The organism is Paraburkholderia sp. RL17-337-BIB-A, from assembly GCF_046025895.1.
GTDB lineage: Bacteria > Pseudomonadota > Gammaproteobacteria > Burkholderiales > Burkholderiaceae > Paraburkholderia > Paraburkholderia fungorum_C.
The window spans coordinates 202,782-223,722 of the sequence record NZ_JARESY010000001.1; the positions used below are offsets into that span (position 1 = coordinate 202,782).

The following is a 20,941-nucleotide window of genomic DNA, read 5'->3' on the forward strand; positions in this document are numbered from 1 at the left end:
GTTTGCGCGCGGCGCAACGTACGGATAAATCCTCTTAGGAGTCGAAAATGGCCAAGGGTAAGTTTGAGCGGACCAAGCCGCACGTGAACGTCGGCACGATCGGTCACGTTGACCACGGCAAGACCACGCTGACGGCAGCGATCACGACGGTGCTGACCAAGAAGTTTGGCGGCGAAGCAAAGGCATACGACCAGATCGACGCGGCGCCGGAAGAAAAGGCGCGTGGTATCACGATCAACACGGCACACGTCGAGTACGAAACGGCTAACCGCCACTACGCACACGTCGACTGCCCGGGCCACGCTGACTATGTGAAGAACATGATCACGGGTGCTGCGCAGATGGACGGCGCGATCCTGGTGTGCTCGGCCGCAGATGGCCCGATGCCGCAAACGCGTGAGCACATCCTGCTGGCGCGCCAGGTTGGCGTTCCGTACATCATCGTGTTCCTGAACAAGTGCGACATGGTGGACGACGCTGAGCTGCTGGAGCTCGTCGAGATGGAAGTTCGTGAACTTCTGTCGAAGTACGACTTCCCGGGCGACGACACGCCGATCATCAAGGGTTCGGCCAAGCTGGCGCTGGAAGGCGACACGGGCGAGCTGGGCGAAGTGGCGATCATGAATCTGGCCGACGCGCTGGACACGTACATCCCGACGCCGGAGCGCGCAGTTGACGGTGCGTTCCTGATGCCGGTGGAAGACGTGTTCTCGATCTCGGGTCGCGGCACGGTGGTGACGGGTCGCGTCGAGCGCGGCGTGGTGAAGGTCGGCGAGGAAATCGAAATCGTCGGTATCAAGCCGACGGTGAAGACGACGTGCACGGGCGTGGAAATGTTCCGTAAGCTGCTCGACCAGGGTCAGGCAGGCGACAACGTTGGTATCCTGCTGCGCGGCACGAAGCGTGAAGACGTGGAGCGTGGCCAGGTTCTGGCGAAGCCGGGTTCGATCAACCCGCACACGCACTTCACGGCTGAAGTGTACGTGCTGAGCAAGGACGAAGGCGGCCGCCACACACCGTTCTTCAACAACTATCGTCCGCAGTTCTACTTCCGTACGACGGACGTGACGGGCTCGATCGAGTTGCCGAAGGACAAGGAAATGGTCATGCCGGGCGACAACGTGTCGATCACGGTGAAGCTGATCAACCCGATCGCGATGGAAGAAGGTCTGCGCTTCGCAATTCGCGAAGGCGGTCGTACGGTCGGCGCAGGTGTGGTTGCCAAGATTCTCGAGTAACGCCAGAAAGTTCTCGATGATCGGTAGTTTCGGGGTTGGCGGTGTCGTCAACCCCAAAATGGTTTAGGGGTATAGCTCAACTGGCAGAGCGTCGGTCTCCAAAACCGAAGGTTGGGGGTTCGATTCCCTCTGCCCCTGCCAACTCTCGCGCCGTATATGGCGCTTCGTTAAGGTGTTATGGCGAATCCTTCCGTCGAAACTGTAAATACATCCGGCGACAAGCTGATGCTCGTCGCGGGCGTATTGTTGGTCTTGGCCGGGTTCGTGGGGTTCTTCTGGCTCAGTGACCAGGAGTGGTACGTCCGCGGAGCCGCTTTGGCTGTTGGCGCTATCGCAGGTGTTGTAGTCGGTCTTCTCTCCGCGCCTGGCAAGGGTTTCATCGCTTTCGCCAAAGACTCGTACAAAGAAGTTCGCAAGGTTGTCTGGCCGACTCGCAAAGAGGCCACCCAGACAACGCTCGTAGTGTTCGGCTTCGTGTTCGTGATGGCGATCTTTCTTTGGGTTAGCGATAAATCCATTGAATGGGCGATTTTCTCGGTGATTCTGGGTTGGAAATGATATGAGCGATACTCCGGCATCCCCGAGCGGCAAGCGTTGGTATGTGGTGCACGCCTACTCCGGTATGGAGAAGAGCGTGCAACGTGCGCTTCAAGAGCGCATTGAACGTGCTGGCATGCAAGGCCAATTTGGTCAAATCCTCGTTCCGACTGAAGAAGTGGTCGAGGTGAAAGGCGGTCACAAATCGGTGACCGAACGTCGTTTCTTCCCGGGCTACGTCCTCGTGGAAATGGAAATGACAGACGAAACGTGGCACCTCGTGAAAAACACGGCCAAGGTGACGGGTTTCGTAGGTGGTGCGCGTAATCGTCCGAGCCCGATTTCCCCGCGGGAAGTCGAGAAGATCATGTCGCAAATGCAGGAAGGCGTGGAAAAGCCGCGTCCGAAGACCCTGTTCGAAGTAGGCGAAATGGTGCGTGTGAAAGACGGTCCGTTCACGGATTTCAACGGCAGCGTCGAAGAAGTGAATTACGAAAAGTCGCGCGTCCGTGTTTCCGTTACAATCTTCGGCCGCGCAACGCCGGTCGAGCTGGAATTCGGCCAGGTCGAAAAGTTGTAGTCCAGAATTCTACGGGGCGCACCAATCGGTGCGTCCCGTATTTCGCGCTTACGGTCCGCGTAATGGCCGTTGAGGAGCGTAAGTAGTCTGTTTTCTGGCGAACGCGCGCTACTACTCACTGAATGCCCGCTTGTACCACGGCGGCGTTCCTAAGAGGTTTTCAAAATGGCAAAGAAAATCATCGGCTTTATCAAGCTGCAGATTCCTGCAGGTAAAGCCAACCCGTCGCCGCCGGTCGGTCCGGCACTGGGCCAACGCGGCCTGAACATTATGGAGTTCTGCAAGGCGTTCAACGCGCAGACTCAAGCTCTGGAACCGGGTCTGCCGATTCCGGTCGTGATCACCGCGTTCGCCGACAAGAGCTTCACGTTCGTTCTGAAGACGCCGCCGGCTACGGTTCTGATCAAGAAGGCAGCGAAGATCGACAAGGGTTCGGCCAAGCCGCATACCGACAAGGTCGGCAAGATCACCCGCGCTCAAGCTGAAGACATCGCCAAGACCAAGATGCCCGATCTGACGGCAGCTGATCTGGACGCAGCGGTTCGTACGATCGCTGGTAGCGCCCGCTCGATGGGCATCACCGTGGAGGGCGTGTAAATGGCTAAGCTTTCAAAGCGTCTGCAAGCATTTGCAGCCAAGGTTGATCGTCAAAAGCTGTATGCGATCGACGAAGCTCTGTCGCTCGTGAAGGAATGTGCAAGCGCGAAGTTCGACGAGTCGATCGACGTTGCAGTGCAACTCGGCATTGATGCGAAGAAGTCGGACCAAGTGGTTCGCGGCTCGGTCGTGCTGCCGGCGGGTACCGGTAAGTCGGTTCGCGTGGCAGTGTTCGCACAAGGCGAAAAGGCTGAGCAGGCTCGTGCAGCTGGCGCAGAAGTCGTCGGTATGGAAGACCTGGCAGAACAAGTCAAGGCCGGCAAACTGGACTTTGACATCGTGATCGCTTCGCCGGACACGATGCGCGTTGTCGGTACGCTCGGTCAGATTCTCGGCCCGCGTGGCCTGATGCCGAACCCGAAGGTTGGCACGGTTACGCCGGATGTTGCGACTGCGGTCAAGAACGCCAAGGCTGGTCAGGTGCAATTCCGTGTCGACAAGGCCGGTATCATCCACGCCACGATTGGCCGTGCTTCGTTCGAGCCGACGGCTCTGCGCAGCAACCTGAACGCTCTGGTCGATGCGTTGCAGAAGGCGAAGCCGGCAACGAGCAAGGGCGTGTACCTGCGTAAGGTTGCGCTGTCAAGCACGATGGGTGTCGGCGTTCGCGTCGACCAGGCATCGATCGCAGCACAGTAATAAATTCATCGCCTCGATGTGAGTCGAGGCGGTTTTATGGGCTTTGGGCGGTCGCAAGATGGCAGTCTGCATTGAGCGACCGGTTGTCAAAGACCGTTGGCGGGAACGCAGCAGGCAGGCGGTCCCTTAATGTAAAGCCAACGCAGATGGCGAACCCGAAAAGGTTTTGTAGTGATGAAGCCGGTTGAGATCCGCAGCAATGTGGGTTTCAGGCGGTCGAAATACTCCTGACTGGTCGGACGCCGTTATTGAACGCGGTACACAAGGCGCACGCTGCGTGTATCGAATCTGGAGGTTAACCGTGCCACTTAACAAAGAAAGCAAGCAGGCCGTCGTCGCTGAGGTTGCCGCGCAAGTCGCGAAAGCCCAGACCGTGGTTCTGGCTGAGTATCGTGGAATCGCGGTTGGCGATCTGACCAAGCTGCGCGCGAAAGCGCGTGAGCAACAGGTTTACCTTCGCGTGTTGAAGAACACGCTGGCGCGTCGCGCTGTCGAAGGTACCCCGTTTGCTCCGTTGGCAGAGCAGATGACTGGTCCCCTGATCTACGGCATCTCGGAAGATGCAATTGCTGCTGCTAAGGTCGTCAACGACTTTGGCAAAACCAATGACAAGTTGATCATCAAGGCTGGTTCCTACGAAGGCAAGGTGATGGACAAGGCTGGCGTGCAAGCGCTGGCAAACATCCCGAGCCGCGAAGAACTGCTCTCCAAGCTGTTGTACGTTATGCAAGCACCTGTTTCCGGCTTTGCGCGCGCTCTGGCCGCGCTGGCAGAAAAGAAACAAGGCGAAGAAACCACTGCGTAACGCACTTCAGTCGAGCGTGATTGATCGCTGGCTGTATCCGAATTCAATTTAGGAGTATTTCAAATGGCAATCGCAAAAGATGACATCCTCGAGGCAGTAAGCTCGATGTCGGTTCTGGAACTGAACGAGCTGGTCAAGGCGTTCGAAGAAAAGTTTGGCGTGTCGGCAGCTGCTGTTGCAGTGGCAGGCCCGGCAGGCGCAGCTGCAGCTGTCGCTGAAGAGCAAACCGAATTCACGGTCAACCTGACGGAAGTCGGCGCGAACAAGGTTTCGGTCATTAAGGCTGTTCGTGAACTGACGGGTCTCGGCCTGAAGGAAGCGAAGGACTTGGTCGACGGTGCACCGAAGCCTGTTAAGGAATCGGTACCGAAGGCTGCTGCTGAAGAAGCCAAGAAGAAGTTGGAAGAAGCCGGCGCGAAGGCTGAAATCAAGTAAGTTTCGGCGCGTTGTGCGAAGGCTGGCGGTTTTCCACCGCCGGCCTTTTTGTGCTTTGTGGGAACCATGTTTTTGTCAGCCAGTTTCGGCAAGAACAGGGTCCCAGAAGCCAAAGAAAATCGCCTATCGGCAATATTGACCGGCGTTTCTCTTTGTCTTCTGAAGCGACTGCAGAAGGCAAGTTTGGTCGGGTAGCGGGCAACACAGGCATCCGCTGCCGTCAGCCAGCGGTTGGTAGCGGCCAACCACCAAGCTTCTAGGCTCGTTCAAGCCATCGGACGGCCATCGGGTCTCAGTCGGTGAACACTCGGGTTGTCTCATCAAGGTATCCTGCCTCGACAACAATGCCCGCCGTGATTCGGAGATCGTATGCAATATTCCTTCACCGAGAAGAAGCGCATTCGCAAGAGTTTTGCGAAGCGCCCCATCGTTCACCAAGTACCTTTCCTGCTGGCTACCCAGCTTGAATCATTCAGCACGTTTCTGCAAGCAGACACGTCATCCACTCAGCGCAAGCCGGAAGGCCTGCAAGCTGCGTTCACGTCCGTTTTTCCGATTGTTTCGCATAACGGATTCGCACGTCTAGAGTTCGTCAGCTACATGCTGTCGCCGCCGGCATTCAACATCAAGGAATGTCAGCAGCGCGGTTTGACGTACTGCTCGGCGCTGCGAGCGAAAGTGCGTCTGGTGCTGCTCGACAAGGAATCGCCGAGCAAGCCGGTCGTCAAGGAAGTGAAGGAACAGGAAGTGTACATGGGCGAAATTCCGCTCATGACGCCGACGGGTTCGTTCGTCATCAACGGCACGGAACGCGTGATCGTTTCGCAGCTGCATCGTTCGCCGGGCGTGTTCTTCGAACACGACAAGGGCAAGACGCACAGCTCGGGCAAGCTCCTGTTCTCGGCGCGTATCATTCCTTACCGCGGTTCGTGGCTCGACTTCGAATTCGATCCGAAGGACGTGCTGTACTTCCGCGTCGACCGCCGTCGCAAGATGCCGGTCACGATCCTGCTGAAGGCTATTGGCCTGACGCCGGAACAGATCCTCGCAAACTTCTTCGTGTTCGACAATTTCACGCTGATGCCGGAAGGCGCGCAGATGGAATTCGTGCCCGAGCGTCTGCGTGGCGAAGTCGCACGTTTCGACATTACGGACCGTGACGGCAACGTGATCGTCCAGAAGGACAAGCGGATCAACGCCAAGCACATTCGCGATCTCGACAACGCGAAGACGAAGTTCATCTCGGTGCCGGAAGACTATCTGCTCGGCCGCGTGCTGGCAAAGAATGTGGTCGACGGCGACACGGGCGAAGTCATCGCTAACGCGAACGACGAAATCACCGAAACCGTCCTCGAGAAGCTCCGCGAATCGAAGATCAAAGACATCCAGACGCTCTACACGAACGATCTGGACCAAGGTCCGTACATTTCGTCGACGCTGCGTATCGACGAAACCGCGGACAAGATGGCCGCTCGCATCGCGATCTACCGCATGATGCGTCCGGGCGAACCGCCGACCGAAGAAGCGGTCGAGGCGCTGTTCAACCGTCTGTTCTACAGCGAAGACGCATACGACCTCTCCAAGGTGGGTCGTATGAAGTTCAACCGTCGTGTCGGTCGCGACGAAATCGTCGGTCCGATGACGCTGCAAGACGACGACATCCTCGCAACGATCAAGATCCTGGTCGAACTGCGTAACGGCAAGGGCGAAGTGGACGACATCGACCACTTGGGCAATCGTCGTGTGCGTTGCGTCGGCGAACTGGCGGAGAACCAGTTCCGCGCTGGTCTCGTGCGTGTCGAACGTGCTGTGAAGGAACGCCTCGGCCAGGCCGAAAGCGAAAACCTGATGCCGCACGACCTGATCAACTCGAAGCCGATTTCGTCGGCGATTCGCGAGTTTTTCGGTTCGTCGCAGCTGTCGCAGTTCATGGACCAAACGAACCCGCTGTCGGAAATCACCCACAAGCGCCGGGTTTCGGCACTTGGCCCGGGCGGTTTGACGCGTGAGCGCGCTGGCTTTGAAGTCCGCGACGTGCACCCGACCCACTATGGCCGTGTGTGCCCGATTGAAACGCCGGAAGGTCCGAACATCGGCCTGATCAACTCGCTCGCACTGTATGCGCACCTGAACGAATACGGCTTCCTCGAAACGCCGTATCGCAAGGTTGTGGACAGCAAAGTGACCGACCAGATCGACTATCTCTCGGCGATCGAAGAAGGTCGTTACGTGATCGCTCAGGCGAACGCGGCGGTGGCTGCTGATGGCTCGCTGACCGACGAACTGGTGTCGTCGCGTGAAGCAGGCGAAACGCTGATGGTCACGCCGGACCGCATCCAGTACATGGACGTGGCGCCGTCGCAGATCGTGTCGGTGGCGGCCTCGCTGATTCCGTTCCTCGAGCACGATGACGCGAACCGCGCATTGATGGGTTCGAACATGCAGCGTCAGGCTGTGCCGTGTCTGCGTCCTGAAAAGGCCGTGGTCGGTACGGGTATCGAACGCACGGTGGCAGTCGACTCGGGTACAACGGTTCAGGCATTCCGTGGCGGTGTGGTCGATTACGTCGACGCAGGCCGTATGGTGATTCGCGTGAACGACGATGAAGCGGTTGCTGGCGACGTCGGCGTGGACATCTACAACCTGATCAAGTACACGCGTTCGAACCAGAACACGAACATCAACCAGCGCCCGATCGTGAAGGTCGGCGATATCGTGTCGCGTGGCGACGTGCTGGCTGACGGTGCATCGACCGACCTCGGCGAACTGGCTCTCGGCCAGAACATGCTGGTCGCGTTCATGCCGTGGAACGGCTACAACTTCGAAGATTCGATCTTGATCTCGGAGAAGGTGGTTGCTGACGACCGTTACACGTCGATCCACATCGAAGAACTGAACGTCGTTGCTCGCGATACGAAGCTCGGACCGGAAGAAATCACGCGCGACATCTCGAACCTGGCTGAAGTGCAACTCGGCCGTCTCGACGAGTCGGGCATCGTCTACATCGGTGCTGAAGTCGAAGCAGGCGACGTGCTGGTCGGTAAGGTCACGCCGAAGGGCGAAACCCAGCTGACGCCGGAAGAAAAGCTGCTGCGCGCGATCTTCGGTGAGAAGGCTTCGGACGTGAAGGACACGTCGCTGCGCGTGCCGTCGGGCATGAGCGGTACGGTCATCGACGTTCAAGTGTTCACGCGTGAAGGCATTCAGCGCGACAAGCGTGCGCAACAGATCATCGACGATGAACTGAAGCGCTATCGCCTCGACCTGAACGACCAGTTGCGCATCGTGGAAGGCGACGCGTTCCAGCGTCTCGCACGTATGCTCGACGGCAAGGTCGCGAACGGCGGTCCGAAGAAGCTGGCAAAGGGCACGAAGATCGAGCAGGCTTACCTGCAGGATCTGGATCACTACCACTGGTTCGACATCCGCCTTGCGGACGAAGAAGCAGCGGCACAGCTCGAAGCCATCAAGGACTCGATCGAACAGAAGCGTCACCAGTTTGATCTGGCGTTCGAAGAAAAGCGCAAGAAGCTCACCCAAGGCGACGAACTGCCGCCGGGCGTCCTGAAGATGGTCAAGGTGTATCTGGCAGTCAAGCGCCGTCTGCAGCCTGGCGACAAGATGGCCGGCCGTCACGGTAACAAGGGTGTTGTGTCGAAGATCGTTCCGATCGAAGACATGCCGTACATGGCCGATGGCCGTCCGGCTGACGTCGTTCTGAACCCGCTCGGCGTGCCGTCGCGGATGAACGTGGGTCAGGTTCTCGAAGTGCATCTGGGCTGGGCCGCGAAGGGTCTCGGCTGGCGTATCGGCGAAATGCTGCAACGTCAGGCGAAGATCGCTGAACTGCGCGAATTCCTGACCAAGATCTACAACGAGTCGGGCCGCGCTGAAGAGCTGGACAGCTTCACGGACGACGAAATCGTCGAACTGGCGAAGAACCTGCGCGAAGGCGTGCCGTTCGCCACGCCGGTGTTCGACGGTGCGACGGAAGAAGAAATGTCGCGCGCGCTGGATCTGGCATTCCCGGACGACATCGCGAAGAACCTCGGCATGACGCCGTCGAAGAACCAGGTGCGTCTGTATGACGGTCGCACGGGTGAGATGTTCGAACGTACGGTGACTGTCGGTTACATGCATTACCTGAAACTGCATCACTTGGTCGACGACAAGATGCACGCGCGTTCCACGGGCCCGTACTCGCTCGTGACGCAGCAGCCGTTGGGCGGTAAGGCGCAGTTTGGTGGCCAGCGTTTCGGTGAAATGGAAGTGTGGGCGCTCGAAGCGTACGGCGCATCGTACGTGTTGCAAGAAATGCTGACGGTGAAGTCGGACGACGTGGCGGGCCGGACCAAGGTGTATGAGAACCTGGTCAAGGGTGATCACGTGATCGACGCCGGCATGCCGGAATCCTTCAACGTGTTGGTGAAGGAAATCCGCTCGCTCGGTATCGATATCGACCTCGACCGCAACTAATCGGACTACGGAGAGAAAGCAATGAAAGCTCTGCTCGATCTATTCAAGCAAGTCCAACAGCCTGAAGTTTTTGACGCGATCAAGATCGGTCTGGCCTCGCCAGACAAGATCCGTTCGTGGTCGTTCGGTGAAGTTAAGAAGCCGGAAACCATCAACTACCGGACGTTCAAGCCGGAACGCGATGGTTTGTTCTGCGCGAAGATCTTCGGGCCGATCAAAGACTACGAATGCCTTTGCGGTAAGTACAAGCGCCTGAAGCATCGTGGCGTGATCTGTGAAAAGTGCGGCGTCGAAGTGACGCTCGCCAAGGTGCGTCGCGAACGGATGGGCCACATTGAGTTGGCCTCGCCGGTCGCTCACATCTGGTTCCTGAAGTCGCTGCCGTCGCGTCTGGGCATGGTGCTCGACATGACGCTGCGCGACATCGAACGCGTGCTGTACTTCGAAGCATACGTGGTGATCGATCCGGGCATGACGCCGCTGAAAGCGCGGCAGATCATGACGGAAGAGGATTACTACAACAAGGTCGAAGAGTACGGTGACGAATTCCGTGCCGAGATGGGCGCGGAAGGCGTTCGCGAACTGCTGCGCGCGATCAACATCGACGAGCAGGTCGAGATGCTGCGCACCGAACTCAAGAACACGGGTTCGGAAGCGAAGATCAAGAAGTATGCGAAGCGCCTGAAGGTACTCGAGGCTTTCCAACGTTCGGGCATCAAGCCTGACTGGATGGTGCTCGAAGTGCTGCCGGTGCTGCCACCGGAACTGCGTCCGCTGGTGCCGCTGGACGGCGGCCGTTTCGCGACGTCGGACCTGAACGACCTGTATCGCCGCGTGATCAACCGTAACAACCGGTTGAAGCGTCTGCTCGAACTGAAGGCGCCTGAAATCATCGTCCGCAACGAAAAGCGGATGTTGCAGGAAGCTGTCGATTCGCTGCTCGACAACGGCCGTCGCGGTAAGGCAATGACTGGCGCGAACAAGCGTCCGCTGAAGTCGCTCGCTGACATGATCAAGGGTAAGGGCGGTCGTTTCCGTCAGAACTTGCTCGGTAAGCGCGTTGACTACTCGGGCCGTTCGGTGATCGTGGTCGGCCCGACGCTCAAGCTGCATCAGTGCGGTCTGCCGAAGCTGATGGCGCTCGAACTGTTCAAGCCGTTCATCTTCAACAAGCTCGAAGTGATGGGTGTGGCTACCACCATCAAGGCTGCGAAGAAGGAAGTCGAGAACCAGACGCCGGTGGTGTGGGACATCCTGGAAGAGGTGATCCGCGAACACCCGGTCATGCTGAACCGTGCGCCTACCCTTCACCGTCTCGGCATTCAGGCTTTCGAGCCGGTGCTGATCGAAGGTAAGGCTATCCAGCTGCACCCGCTCGTTTGCGCGGCGTTCAACGCCGACTTCGACGGTGACCAGATGGCTGTGCACGTGCCGCTGTCGCTCGAAGCGCAGATGGAAGCGCGTACGCTGATGCTGGCGTCGAACAACATCCTGTTCCCGGCCAACGGCGATCCGTCGATCGTGCCGTCGCAGGATATTGTGCTCGGCCTGTACTACGCGACGCGTGAAGCCGTGAACGCCAAGGGCGAAGGTCTGACATTCACCGGCGTGTCGGAAGCACTGCGTGCTTACGAGAACAAGGAAGTCGAACTGGCCTCGCGCGTCAACGTGCGGATCACGGAAATGGTCCACAACGAAGACACGTCGGAAGGCGCACCGAAGTTCGTGCCGAAGATCTCGCTGTATGCGACGACCGTTGGCCGTTCGATTCTGTCGGAAATTCTGCCGCCGGGCCTGCCGTTCTCGGTGCTGAACAAGCCGCTGAAGAAGAAGGAAATCTCGCGCCTGATCAACACCGCGTTCCGCAAGTGCGGTCTGCGTGAAACGGTGATTTTCGCCGACCAGTTGATGCAGTCGGGTTTCCGTCTGGCAACGCGCGCTGGTATCTCGATCTGCGTCGACGACATGCTGGTGCCGCCGCAGAAGGAAACCATCGTCGGCGACGCCGCGAAGAAGGTGAAGGAATACGACCGTCAGTACATGTCGGGTCTCGTCACGTCGCAAGAACGTTACAACAACGTGGTCGACATCTGGTCGGCAACGTCGGAAGCGGTCGGCAAGGCGATGATGGAGCAGCTGTCGACGGAACCTGTGGTCGATCGCGACGGCAACGAAACGCGTCAGGAGTCGTTCAACTCCATCTACATGATGGCGGACTCGGGCGCTCGTGGTTCCGCAGTTCAGATTCGTCAGCTGGCCGGTATGCGTGGCCTGATGGCGAAGCCGGACGGCTCGATCATCGAGACGCCGATTACGGCGAACTTCCGTGAAGGCCTGAACGTGTTGCAGTACTTCATCTCGACCCACGGTGCACGTAAGGGTCTGGCTGATACGGCACTGAAGACGGCAAACTCGGGTTACCTGACGCGTCGTCTGGTCGACGTGACGCAGGACCTGGTAGTGGTCGAGGACGATTGCGGTACGTCGAACGGCGTCGCCATGAAGGCGTTGGTCGAAGGCGGTGAAGTCGTCGAAGCGCTGCGTGACCGTATCCTCGGTCGCGTGACGGTGGCTGACGTCGTCAATCCGGAATCGCAGGAAACGTTGTACGAAACGGGCACGTTGCTCGACGAAGATGCGGTCGAAGAAATCGAACGCCTCGGCATCGACGAAGTGCGCGTGCGTACGCCGCTGACTTGCGAAACGCGTTACGGTCTGTGCGCAGCCTGTTACGGTCGCGACCTGGGCCGTGGCTCGTCGGTCAACGTCGGTGAGGCAGTTGGCGTGATCGCTGCTCAGTCGATCGGTGAACCGGGCACGCAGCTCACGATGCGTACGTTCCACATCGGTGGTGCGGCATCGCGTGCAGCGGTGGCTTCGTCGGTTGAAGCCAAGTCGAACGGTACGGTGCGTTTCACGGCAACGATGCGTTACGTCACCAACGCGAAGGGCGAGCAGATCGTCATCTCGCGTTCGGGCGAAGCGATGATCACCGACGACCACGGCCGCGAGCGTGAACGTCACAAGGTGCCGTACGGCGCGACGCTGTTGCAACTGGACGGCGCGCAGATCAAGGCCGGCACGCAGCTGGCGACGTGGGATCCGATGACGCGTCCGATCATCACCGAGTACGGTGGTACGGTGAAGTTCGAAAACGTCGAAGAAGGCGTGACGGTTGCCAAGCAGATCGACGATGTGACGGGTCTTTCGACGCTGGTCGTGATCGACGTGAAGCGCCGCGGTTCGCAAGCGTCGAAGACGGTGCGCCCGCAGGTCAAGCTGCTCGACGCGAACGGCGAAGAAGTCAAGATCCCGAACACCGAGCACTCGGTGCAGATCGGCTTCCAGGTCGGCGCTCTGATCACCGTGAAGGACGGTCAGCAAGTGCAGGTCGGTGAAGTGCTCGCACGGATCCCGGTTGAATCGCAAAAGACTCGCGACATTACCGGTGGTCTGCCGCGTGTGGCTGAACTGTTCGAAGCGCGCTCGCCGAAGGACGCCGGTATTCTGGCGGAGGTCACGGGCACGACGTCGTTCGGTAAGGACACGAAGGGCAAGCAGCGTCTCGTTATCACGGACCTCGAAGGCAATCAGCACGAGTTCCTGATCGCGAAGGAAAAGCAGGTTCTGGTGCACGATGGTCAGGTCGTCAACAAGGGCGAAATGATTGTCGACGGGCCGGCTGATCCGCACGACATTCTGCGTTTGCAGGGCGTTGAAGCGCTGGCGCGTTACATCGTGGACGAAGTGCAGGACGTGTATCGTCTGCAGGGCGTGAAGATCAATGACAAGCACATTGAAGTGATCGTCCGTCAGATGCTGCGCCGTGTGCAGATCGTCGATAATGGTGACACGCGCTTCATCATGGGCGAACAGGTCGAGCGTTCGGATATGCTCGACGAGAACGACCGGATGGCTGCGGAAGACAAGATCCCGGCAACCTACGACAACGTGCTGCTCGGTATCACGAAGGCATCGCTGTCGACCGATTCGTTCATCTCCGCGGCGTCGTTCCAGGAAACGACTCGCGTGCTGACCGAAGCGGCGATCATGGGCAAGCGCGACGATCTGCGCGGGCTGAAGGAAAACGTGATCGTTGGTCGTCTGATTCCGGCTGGTACGGGTCTCGCGTTCCACAAGGCACGCAAGAGCAAGGAACTGTCCGATCGCGAGCGTTTCGATCAGATCGCAGCGGAAGAGTCGTTCGAATTCGGTACGCCGGAAACCCCGGCCGCCGAACAGCAGCACTCAGGCGAGTAAGTCCCAGCGGCGCAAGCCGCTTGGGCTCACCAGCCAGCGAAGCCGCTCAGTTTCGACTGAGCGGTTTTTTTTTGTCGACAGGAGTTAGTGCTTTAGCACTTACTCCTGTCCCACGCACCGCGCGAGCCCCACTTTTGTATGTTTTTGTGGATTCGTCGGCCGAACGGCTAACGTTGTCGCAAAGCCCGAGCGCAGCACGAATGCGTTGGTAAAATTCGTGTCACCGGCTTTACGCTGCTTCTCTCAAATCCATGTCCCGTCCGCTCGAAATCCTCAACGAAGTCTTTGGCTACCCTGCGTTCAGAGGACAGCAGGGCGAAATTGTCGAGCACGTCGCCGGCGGCGGCGACTGCCTCGTGCTGATGCCGACGGGCGGCGGCAAGTCGTTGTGCTATCAGATTCCGTCACTGGTGCGGCGCGAAGCTGGGTGCGGAGCGGGGATCGTGGTGTCCCCGCTGATCGCATTGATGCAGGACCAGGTCGCCGCGCTCACGGAAGTTGGCGTGCGTGCCGCTTACCTGAACTCAACGCTGTCGAGCGCGGAGGCGATGGCCACCGAGCGTGCTCTACGTGAAGGCGAAATCGATCTGCTGTATGTAGCGCCGGAACGGTTGATGACGCCTCGTTTCCAGGAGTTGCTAGAACGTACGCGCATTGGCCTGTTCGCCATCGACGAGGCGCACTGCGTGTCGCAATGGGGGCACGATTTCCGCCCTGAATATATTCAGCTGTCGGTGCTGCACGAGCGCTTTCCGAACGTGCCGCGCATCGCGCTCACCGCAACCGCCGACGCGATCACGCGCGACGAAATCATTCACCGTCTGGCGCTCGATGACGCGCGCATCTTTGTCTCGAGCTTCGATCGTCCAAACATTCGCTATCGCATCGTCGAAAAGGACAATGCGCGTACGCAATTGCTCGACTTCATTCGTGCCGAACATTCGAAACCGGACGGCACGACTGACGCCGGCGTTGTCTACTGCCTGTCGCGTCGCAAAGTCGAAGAAACGGCGGAGTGGCTGAAAGAGAAAGGGATGCGCGCGTTGCCTTACCACGCCGGCATGGAGTTCGAAATCCGCCAGAAGCATCAGGAGATGTTTCAGCGTGAGGAGGGCATTGTGATGTGCGCGACGATCGCATTCGGCATGGGAATCGACAAGCCGGATGTGCGCTTCGTAGCTCACCTTGATTTGCCGAAGAGTGTCGAAGGTTACTACCAGGAAACCGGGCGCGCGGGCCGCGACGGCATGCCGGCGAACGCCTGGATGGCGTACGGTCTGGGCGACGTCGTGCAGCAGCGCAAGATGATCGACGAGTCCGACGCCGACGATGCGCATAAGCGCGTTCAGACCGGCAAGCTCGACGCGTTACTTGGGCTGTGCGAAGCGGCGACCTGCCGCCGGGTGCGGCTGCTCGCGTATTTCGGCGAGTCGAGCAAGCCATGCGGCAACTGCGACAACTGCATCGAGCCGCCCGACACATGGGACGCGACGCGCGAAGCGCAAATGGCGCTGTCATGTGTGTTCCGCGCGCAGCGGGCGAGTGGGTTTCATTTCGGCGCCGGACACCTGATCGATATTCTGCGTGGCAACCGCAGCGAGAAGATCCTGCAACGCGGTCACGAGAAGCTCACCACCTTTGGGATCGGAGCGGCGCTCGGCGAGCCGGAGTGGCGCGCTATCTTTCGCCAGCTCGTCGCATTTGGCTACCTCACCGTCGACCACGAAGGCTTCGGCTCGCTGGTGCTGACTGAGGCTGCCAAAGCGGTGTTGAAGAGCGAGCAGGACGTGACGATGCGCCGTTACGTGAAGCCGACGCGTACCCGCCAGTCATCCGGCCGCACCAGCGAGCGTGCCGACCCGACGATTGGCATGGGCCCGCGCGAGCGCGCCCGCTGGGAACGGCTGCGCGCCTGGCGCACGGAGACGGCGAAAAGCGACGGCGTGCCGGCCTACGTTATCTTCCACGACGCCACGTTGGCCGAAATCGCCCGCAACGGCCCCGATTGCATCGAGGATTTGCGTGGTATTCCGGGTATGGGCGCCCGCAAACTCGACCGTTTCGGGGACGAGTTGCTTGAAGTCGTAGCCGCCGACTGAGCGCCGGCGAGGGCAGTTTGAGGTCGGCAGGCGTGCGAAACATCGCAACCTATTGACTCGCTTAGCATTTTCGGAATATTATGCTAGGTTCCGGTTCTTGGAATGCTTGGGTGCGAAGTCAATTCGTGCGCTGACACCCCGTTCCGGAAGTTCGATGCGCAATCGTTTCTGCTTTGCCCGGAAACAGATGCGTCGATTTTGTTCAATTTCAGGAATAAACAATGCCAACCATCAATCAACTGGTTCGCAAAGGCCGCGCGTCGGAAACGACGAAGAGCAAGAGCCCGGCTTTGCAGGACTGCCCCCAGCGTCGCGGCGTGTGCACCCGTGTGTACACCACGACGCCGAAGAAGCCTAACTCGGCACTGCGTAAGGTTGCCAAGGTTCGTTTGACGAACGGTTTCGAGGTCATTTCGTACATCGGTGGTGAAGGCCACAACCTGCAGGAACACTCGGTCGTGCTGATTCGCGGCGGCCGTGTTAAGGACTTGCCGGGTGTGCGTTACCACATGGTTCGCGGCTCGCTGGACACTCAGGGCGTCAAGGATCGTAAGCAGGCTCGCTCGAAGTACGGTGCGAAGCGTGCCAAGGCTGGCAAGTAATTAGCCGGTCAGAGTGGTTTCAGGTCGCCTGCAAAGGCGGTAATAGCGGTGGTGCCGGAATCGCCGGTGCTGTCGAGTAAGTGGTCACCCGACCAGGCTGGTAAGTCGCTAGTGATGAATCGGGTTAGTTGGTGGCCGCGGGGCTAAAAATAGCTCCAACTGAAAAGTAAAGGAAGAAACATGCCGCGTCGTCGCGAAGTCCCCAAGCGGGAAGTGTTGCCGGATCCGAAGTTCGGTAACGTAGATGTAGCTAAGTTCATGAACGTGCTGATGCTCTCCGGCAAGAAGTCGGTTGCTGAGCGCATCGTGTACGGTGCTTTCGAACAGATCCAGACCAAGGGTGGCAAGGACCCGCTGGAAGTGTTCACGGTAGCGCTCAACAACGTCAAGCCGGTGGTCGAAGTTAAGAGCCGCCGCGTTGGTGGTGCGAACTATCAGGTTCCGGTCGAAGTGCGTCCGTCGCGTCGTATGGCATTGGCGATGCGTTGGTTGCGTGAAGCCGCGAAGAAGCGCAGCGAGAAGTCGATGGCCCTGCGTCTGGCGGGTGAACTCTCCGAAGCGGCCGAAGGCCGTGGCGGCGCGATGAAGAAGCGCGACGAAGTTCACCGGATGGCAGAAGCCAACAAGGCGTTCTCGCACTTCCGTTTCTAAGCTTCCCGAACCCGGGTTTAGCAGAAAAAGCGGAAAGAAATTCCGGGCGGGTGCGCTTACAAAGCGCCTCGCCCGTTTGTGTTACAGCGCGATGGGTATTTTCTCGCATCGCGTCATCCCAATAGAGGATCAAAGTGGCTCGCAAGACACCTATCGAGCGCTACCGTAACATCGGTATTAGCGCTCACATCGACGCCGGCAAAACGACGACGACCGAGCGCATCTTGTTCTACACCGGCGTGAACCACAAGATTGGTGAAGTTCACGACGGCGCTGCCACCATGGACTGGATGGAGCAGGAGCAGGAACGCGGCATCACGATCACGTCCGCTGCTACCACGGCATTCTGGAAAGGCATGGCCGGCGACCGCGCTGAGCACCGCATCAACATCATCGACACCCCGGGCCACGTAGACTTCACGATTGAAGTTGAGCGCTCGATGCGCGTGCTCGACGGCGCATGCATGGTGTATTGCGCAGTGGGCGGCGTGCAGCCCCAATCGGAAACCGTGTGGCGTCAGGCTAACAAATACAAGGTTCCCCGTCTCGCGTTCATCAACAAGATGGACCGTACCGGCGCGAACTTCTTCAAGGTCTACGACCAGCTCAAGCTGCGTCTGAAGGCGAACCCGGTTCCGGTCGTGGTGCCTATCGGCGCTGAAGAAACGTTCACGGGCGTGGTCGATCTGCTGAAGATGAAAGCGATCATTTGGGACGAAGCGTCCCAAGGCACGAAGTTCTCGTACGAAGACATCCCGGCAGACCTCGTCGACACGTGCAACGAATGGCGCGAGAAGATGGTCGAAGCTGCGGCTGAATCGAGCGAAGACCTGATGAACAAGTACCTCGAAGAAGGCGAGTTGACGGAAGCGGAAATCGTTAAGGGTCTGCGCGACCGTACGATCGCTTGCGAAATCCAGCCGATGCTGTGCGGTACCGCGTTCAAGAACAAGGGCGTGCAACGGATGCTGGACGCCGTGCTCGACTTCCTGCCGTCGCCGATCGACATTCCGCCGGTTACGGGTGAACTCGAAAACGGTGAAAAGGCTGAGCGTCGCGCAGCGGACGACGAGAAGTTCTCGTCGCTCGCATTCAAGATCATGACCGACCCGTTTGTCGGCCAGTTGATCTTCTTCCGTGTCTACTCGGGCACGACGAAGTCGGGCGACACGCTGCTGAACGCGACCAAGGACAAGAAGGAACGTCTCGGTCGTATTCTGCTGATGCACGCAAACCAGCGTGAAGAAATCAAGGAAGTGCACGCAGGCGACATCGCTGCTGCAGTTGGCTTGAAGGACGCAACCACGGGCGATACGCTGTGCGATCCGCTGCACCCGATCGTGCTCGAGCGCATGATTTTCCCGGAGCCGGTTATTTCGCAGGCTGTTGAGCCGAAGACGAAGCCGGATCAGGAAAAGATGGGTCTGGCCCTGAACCGTCTGGCTCAGGAAGATCCGTCGTTCCGCGTTCAAACGGACGAAGAATCGGGTCAAACCATCATTTCGGGCATGGGCGAGCTCCACCTGGAAATTCTGGTCGACCGGATGAAGCGTGAATTCGGCGTCGAAGCAACCGTCGGCAAGCCGCAAGTGGCGTATCGTGAAACGATCCGCGGCAAGGCGGAAGACGTTGACGGCAAGTTCGTCAAGCAGTCGGGTGGTCGCGGTCAGTACGGTCACGCGGTCATCACGCTCGAGCCGAATGAGCAAGGCAAGGGCTACGAGTTCCTGGACGAAATCAAGGGCGGTGTGATTCCGCGTGAATACATCCCGGCAGTCGACAAGGGTATCCAGGAAACGCTGAAGGCTGGCGTGCTGGCAGGCTTCCCGGTCGTTGACGTGAAGGTTCACTTGACGTTCGGTTCGTACCACGACGTCGACTCGAACGAAAATGCGTTCCGCATGGCTGGTTCGATGGCGTTCAAGGAAGCCATGCGCAAGGCTCAACCGGTCATCCTCGAACCGATGATGGCTGTGGAAGTCGAAACGCCTGAAGATTACATGGGCAACGTGATGGGCGACCTGTCGGGTCGTCGCGGCATCGTTCAGGGCATGGACGACATGGTTGGCGGCGGCAAGATTGTTCGCGCCGAAGTGCCGCTGTCGGAAATGTTCGGTTACTCGACGTCGCTGCGTTCGCTGACCCAAGGTCGTGCAACGTACACGATGGAGTTCAAGCACTATTCCGAAGCACCGCGCAACGTGTCTGAAGCGATCATCAACGCGAAGTCGAAGTAAGCGCGCGGCAAGTCATTCAACGATTAACTTTTGAAAGAAGAGAAACATGGCTAAAGGTAAATTCGAACGGACCAAGCCGCACGTGAACGTCGGCACGATCGGTCACGTTGACCACGGCAAGACCACGCTGACGGCAGCGATCACGACGGTGCTGACCAAGAAGTTTGGCGGCGAAGCAAAGGCATACGACCAGATCGACGCGGCGCCGGAAGAAAAGGCGCGTGGTATCACGATCAACACGGCACACGTCGAGTACGAAACGGCTAACCGCCACTACGCACACGTCGACTGCCCGGGCCACGCTGACTATGTGAAGAACATGATCACGGGTGCTGCGCAGATGGACGGCGCGATCCTGGTGTGCTCGGCCGCAGATGGCCCGATGCCGCAAACGCGTGAGCACATCCTGCTGGCGCGCCAGGTTGGCGTTCCGTACATCATCGTGTTCCTGAACAAGTGCGACATGGTGGACGACGCTGAGCTGCTGGAGCTCGTCGAGATGGAAGTTCGTGAACTTCTGTCGAAGTACGACTTCCCGGGCGACGACACGCCGATCATCAAGGGTTCGGCCAAGCTGGCGCTGGAAGGCGACACGGGCGAGCTGGGCGAAGTGGCGATCATGAATCTGGCCGACGCGCTGGACACGTACATCCCGACGCCGGAGCGCGCAGTTGACGGTGCGTTCCTGATGCCGGTGGAAGACGTGTTCTCGATCTCGGGTCGCGGCACGGTGGTGACGGGTCGCGTCGAGCGCGGCGTGGTGAAGGTCGGCGAGGAAATCGAAATCGTCGGTATCAAGCCGACGGTGAAGACGACGTGCACGGGCGTGGAAATGTTCCGTAAGCTGCTCGACCAGGGTCAGGCAGGCGACAACGTTGGTATCCTGCTGCGCGGCACGAAGCGTGAAGACGTGGAGCGTGGCCAGGTTCTGGCGAAGCCGGGTTCGATCAACCCGCACACGCACTTCACGGCTGAAGTGTACGTGCTGAGCAAGGACGAAGGCGGCCGCCACACACCGTTCTTCAACAACTATCGTCCGCAGTTCTACTTCCGTACGACGGACGTGACGGGCTCGATCGAGTTGCCGAAGGACAAGGAAATGGTCATGCCGGGCGACAACGTGTCGATCACGGTGAAGCTGATCAACCCGATCGCGATGGAAGAAGGTCTGCGCTTCGCAATTCGCGAAGGCGGTCGTACGGTCGGCGCAGGTGTGGTTGCCAAGATTCTCGAGTAAAATCGCGAGTTGAACTTGCAGTAAGTGGTGCCCGGAGCCGGGCACCTGTCTTTAGGAATTGGCGCTTCAGTGCTTACTCCTATCTCATGCCCGGCTCTACGTTCTTTTACTATCTGGCGGCGCAATACCGCCTCGCTCTTTCCAAGGAATTGTCATGCAGAACCAGAAAATCCGCATTCGCCTGAAGGCTTTCGACTATCGCCTGATCGATCAATCGGCAGCTGAAATCGTCGACACGGCAAAGCGGACTGGCGCAATCGTTCGTGGTCCGGTGCCCCTGCCGACCCGCATTCAACGTTTCGACATCCTGCGTTCGCCGCACGTGAACAAGACGTCGCGCGATCAGCTCGAAATCCGTACGCACCAACGCCTGATGGACATCGTCGACCCGACGGACAAGACCGTTGACGCACTGATGAAGCTGGACCTGCCGGCTGGCGTGGACGTGGAAATCAAGCTCCAATAAGGCTTGTAGCGGTTGCCCGGCG

15 protein-coding genes and 1 tRNA gene are annotated in these 20,941 nt (G+C 58.9%); all 16 read left to right on the forward strand.

Going from position 1 to position 20,941, the window contains the following annotated elements:
• Positions 1–47: 47 nt before the first annotated feature.
• Positions 48–1,238, forward strand: a complete 1,191-nt coding sequence (tuf, locus tag P0D84_RS00935) for an elongation factor Tu (protein ID WP_063497539.1) — start codon at positions 48–50, stop codon at positions 1,236–1,238.
• Between the two features lie 65 nt (positions 1,239–1,303).
• A tRNA-Trp gene (locus P0D84_RS00940) sits at positions 1,304–1,379 on the forward strand.
• A 36-nt stretch (positions 1,380–1,415) separates the two neighbouring features.
• A complete protein-coding gene (gene secE, locus P0D84_RS00945; RefSeq protein WP_408331699.1) occupies positions 1,416–1,796 on the forward strand; it encodes a preprotein translocase subunit SecE in 381 nt (126 codons plus the stop codon).
• Between the two features lies 1 nt (position 1,797).
• Positions 1,798–2,355, forward strand: a complete 558-nt coding sequence (nusG, locus tag P0D84_RS00950; protein ID WP_408331701.1) for a transcription termination/antitermination protein NusG — start codon at positions 1,798–1,800, stop codon at positions 2,353–2,355.
• Between the two features lie 165 nt (positions 2,356–2,520).
• A complete protein-coding gene (gene rplK / locus P0D84_RS00955) occupies positions 2,521–2,952 on the forward strand; it encodes a 50S ribosomal protein L11 (protein WP_115781229.1) in 432 nt (143 codons plus the stop codon).
• The gene (rplA, locus tag P0D84_RS00960; RefSeq protein ID WP_007180145.1) at positions 2,953–3,651 is read left to right on the forward strand and encodes a 50S ribosomal protein L1; all 699 of its coding nucleotides are present in this window, start codon (positions 2,953–2,955) and stop codon (positions 3,649–3,651) included.
• Between the two features lie 301 nt (positions 3,652–3,952).
• Positions 3,953–4,456, forward strand: coding sequence for a 50S ribosomal protein L10 (rplJ, locus tag P0D84_RS00965; RefSeq protein WP_408331703.1), 504 nt, complete (start codon positions 3,953–3,955; stop codon positions 4,454–4,456).
• Between the two features lie 63 nt (positions 4,457–4,519).
• Positions 4,520–4,891, forward strand: coding sequence for a 50S ribosomal protein L7/L12 (rplL, locus tag P0D84_RS00970; protein ID WP_172318043.1), 372 nt, complete (start codon positions 4,520–4,522; stop codon positions 4,889–4,891).
• A gap of 369 nt (positions 4,892–5,260) precedes the next feature.
• Entirely contained in the window at positions 5,261–9,367 is a 4,107-nt protein-coding gene (rpoB, locus tag P0D84_RS00975) for a DNA-directed RNA polymerase subunit beta (RefSeq protein WP_408331706.1), read from the forward strand.
• 21 nt (positions 9,368–9,388) lie between these two features.
• Positions 9,389–13,627, forward strand: coding sequence for a DNA-directed RNA polymerase subunit beta' (gene rpoC / locus P0D84_RS00980; RefSeq protein ID WP_179734810.1), 4,239 nt, complete (start codon positions 9,389–9,391; stop codon positions 13,625–13,627).
• 251 nt (positions 13,628–13,878) lie between these two features.
• Positions 13,879–15,726 (forward strand): DNA helicase RecQ, encoded by a 1,848-nt coding sequence (gene recQ / locus P0D84_RS00985; RefSeq protein ID WP_408331708.1) that lies wholly within the window; start codon positions 13,879–13,881, stop codon positions 15,724–15,726.
• Positions 15,727–15,947: 221 nt separating this feature from the next.
• Positions 15,948–16,328: a 30S ribosomal protein S12 gene (rpsL, locus tag P0D84_RS00990; RefSeq protein WP_006998493.1), complete on the forward strand. Its 381-nt coding sequence runs from the start codon at positions 15,948–15,950 to the stop codon at positions 16,326–16,328.
• A 180-nt stretch (positions 16,329–16,508) separates the two neighbouring features.
• Complete coding sequence (gene rpsG, locus P0D84_RS00995; RefSeq protein ID WP_006053291.1) at positions 16,509–16,979, forward strand: 30S ribosomal protein S7; 471 nt, start codon at positions 16,509–16,511, stop codon at positions 16,977–16,979.
• A 134-nt stretch (positions 16,980–17,113) separates the two neighbouring features.
• A complete protein-coding gene (fusA, locus tag P0D84_RS01000; protein WP_408331710.1) occupies positions 17,114–19,216 on the forward strand; it encodes an elongation factor G in 2,103 nt (700 codons plus the stop codon).
• A gap of 46 nt (positions 19,217–19,262) precedes the next feature.
• Positions 19,263–20,453, forward strand: a complete 1,191-nt coding sequence (tuf, locus tag P0D84_RS01005) for an elongation factor Tu (RefSeq protein ID WP_063497539.1) — start codon at positions 19,263–19,265, stop codon at positions 20,451–20,453.
• A 154-nt stretch (positions 20,454–20,607) separates the two neighbouring features.
• On the forward strand, positions 20,608–20,919 hold the full coding sequence (gene rpsJ, locus P0D84_RS01010; RefSeq protein WP_006998489.1) for a 30S ribosomal protein S10: 312 nt from the start codon (positions 20,608–20,610) through the stop codon (positions 20,917–20,919).
• Positions 20,920–20,941 lie beyond the last annotated feature (22 nt).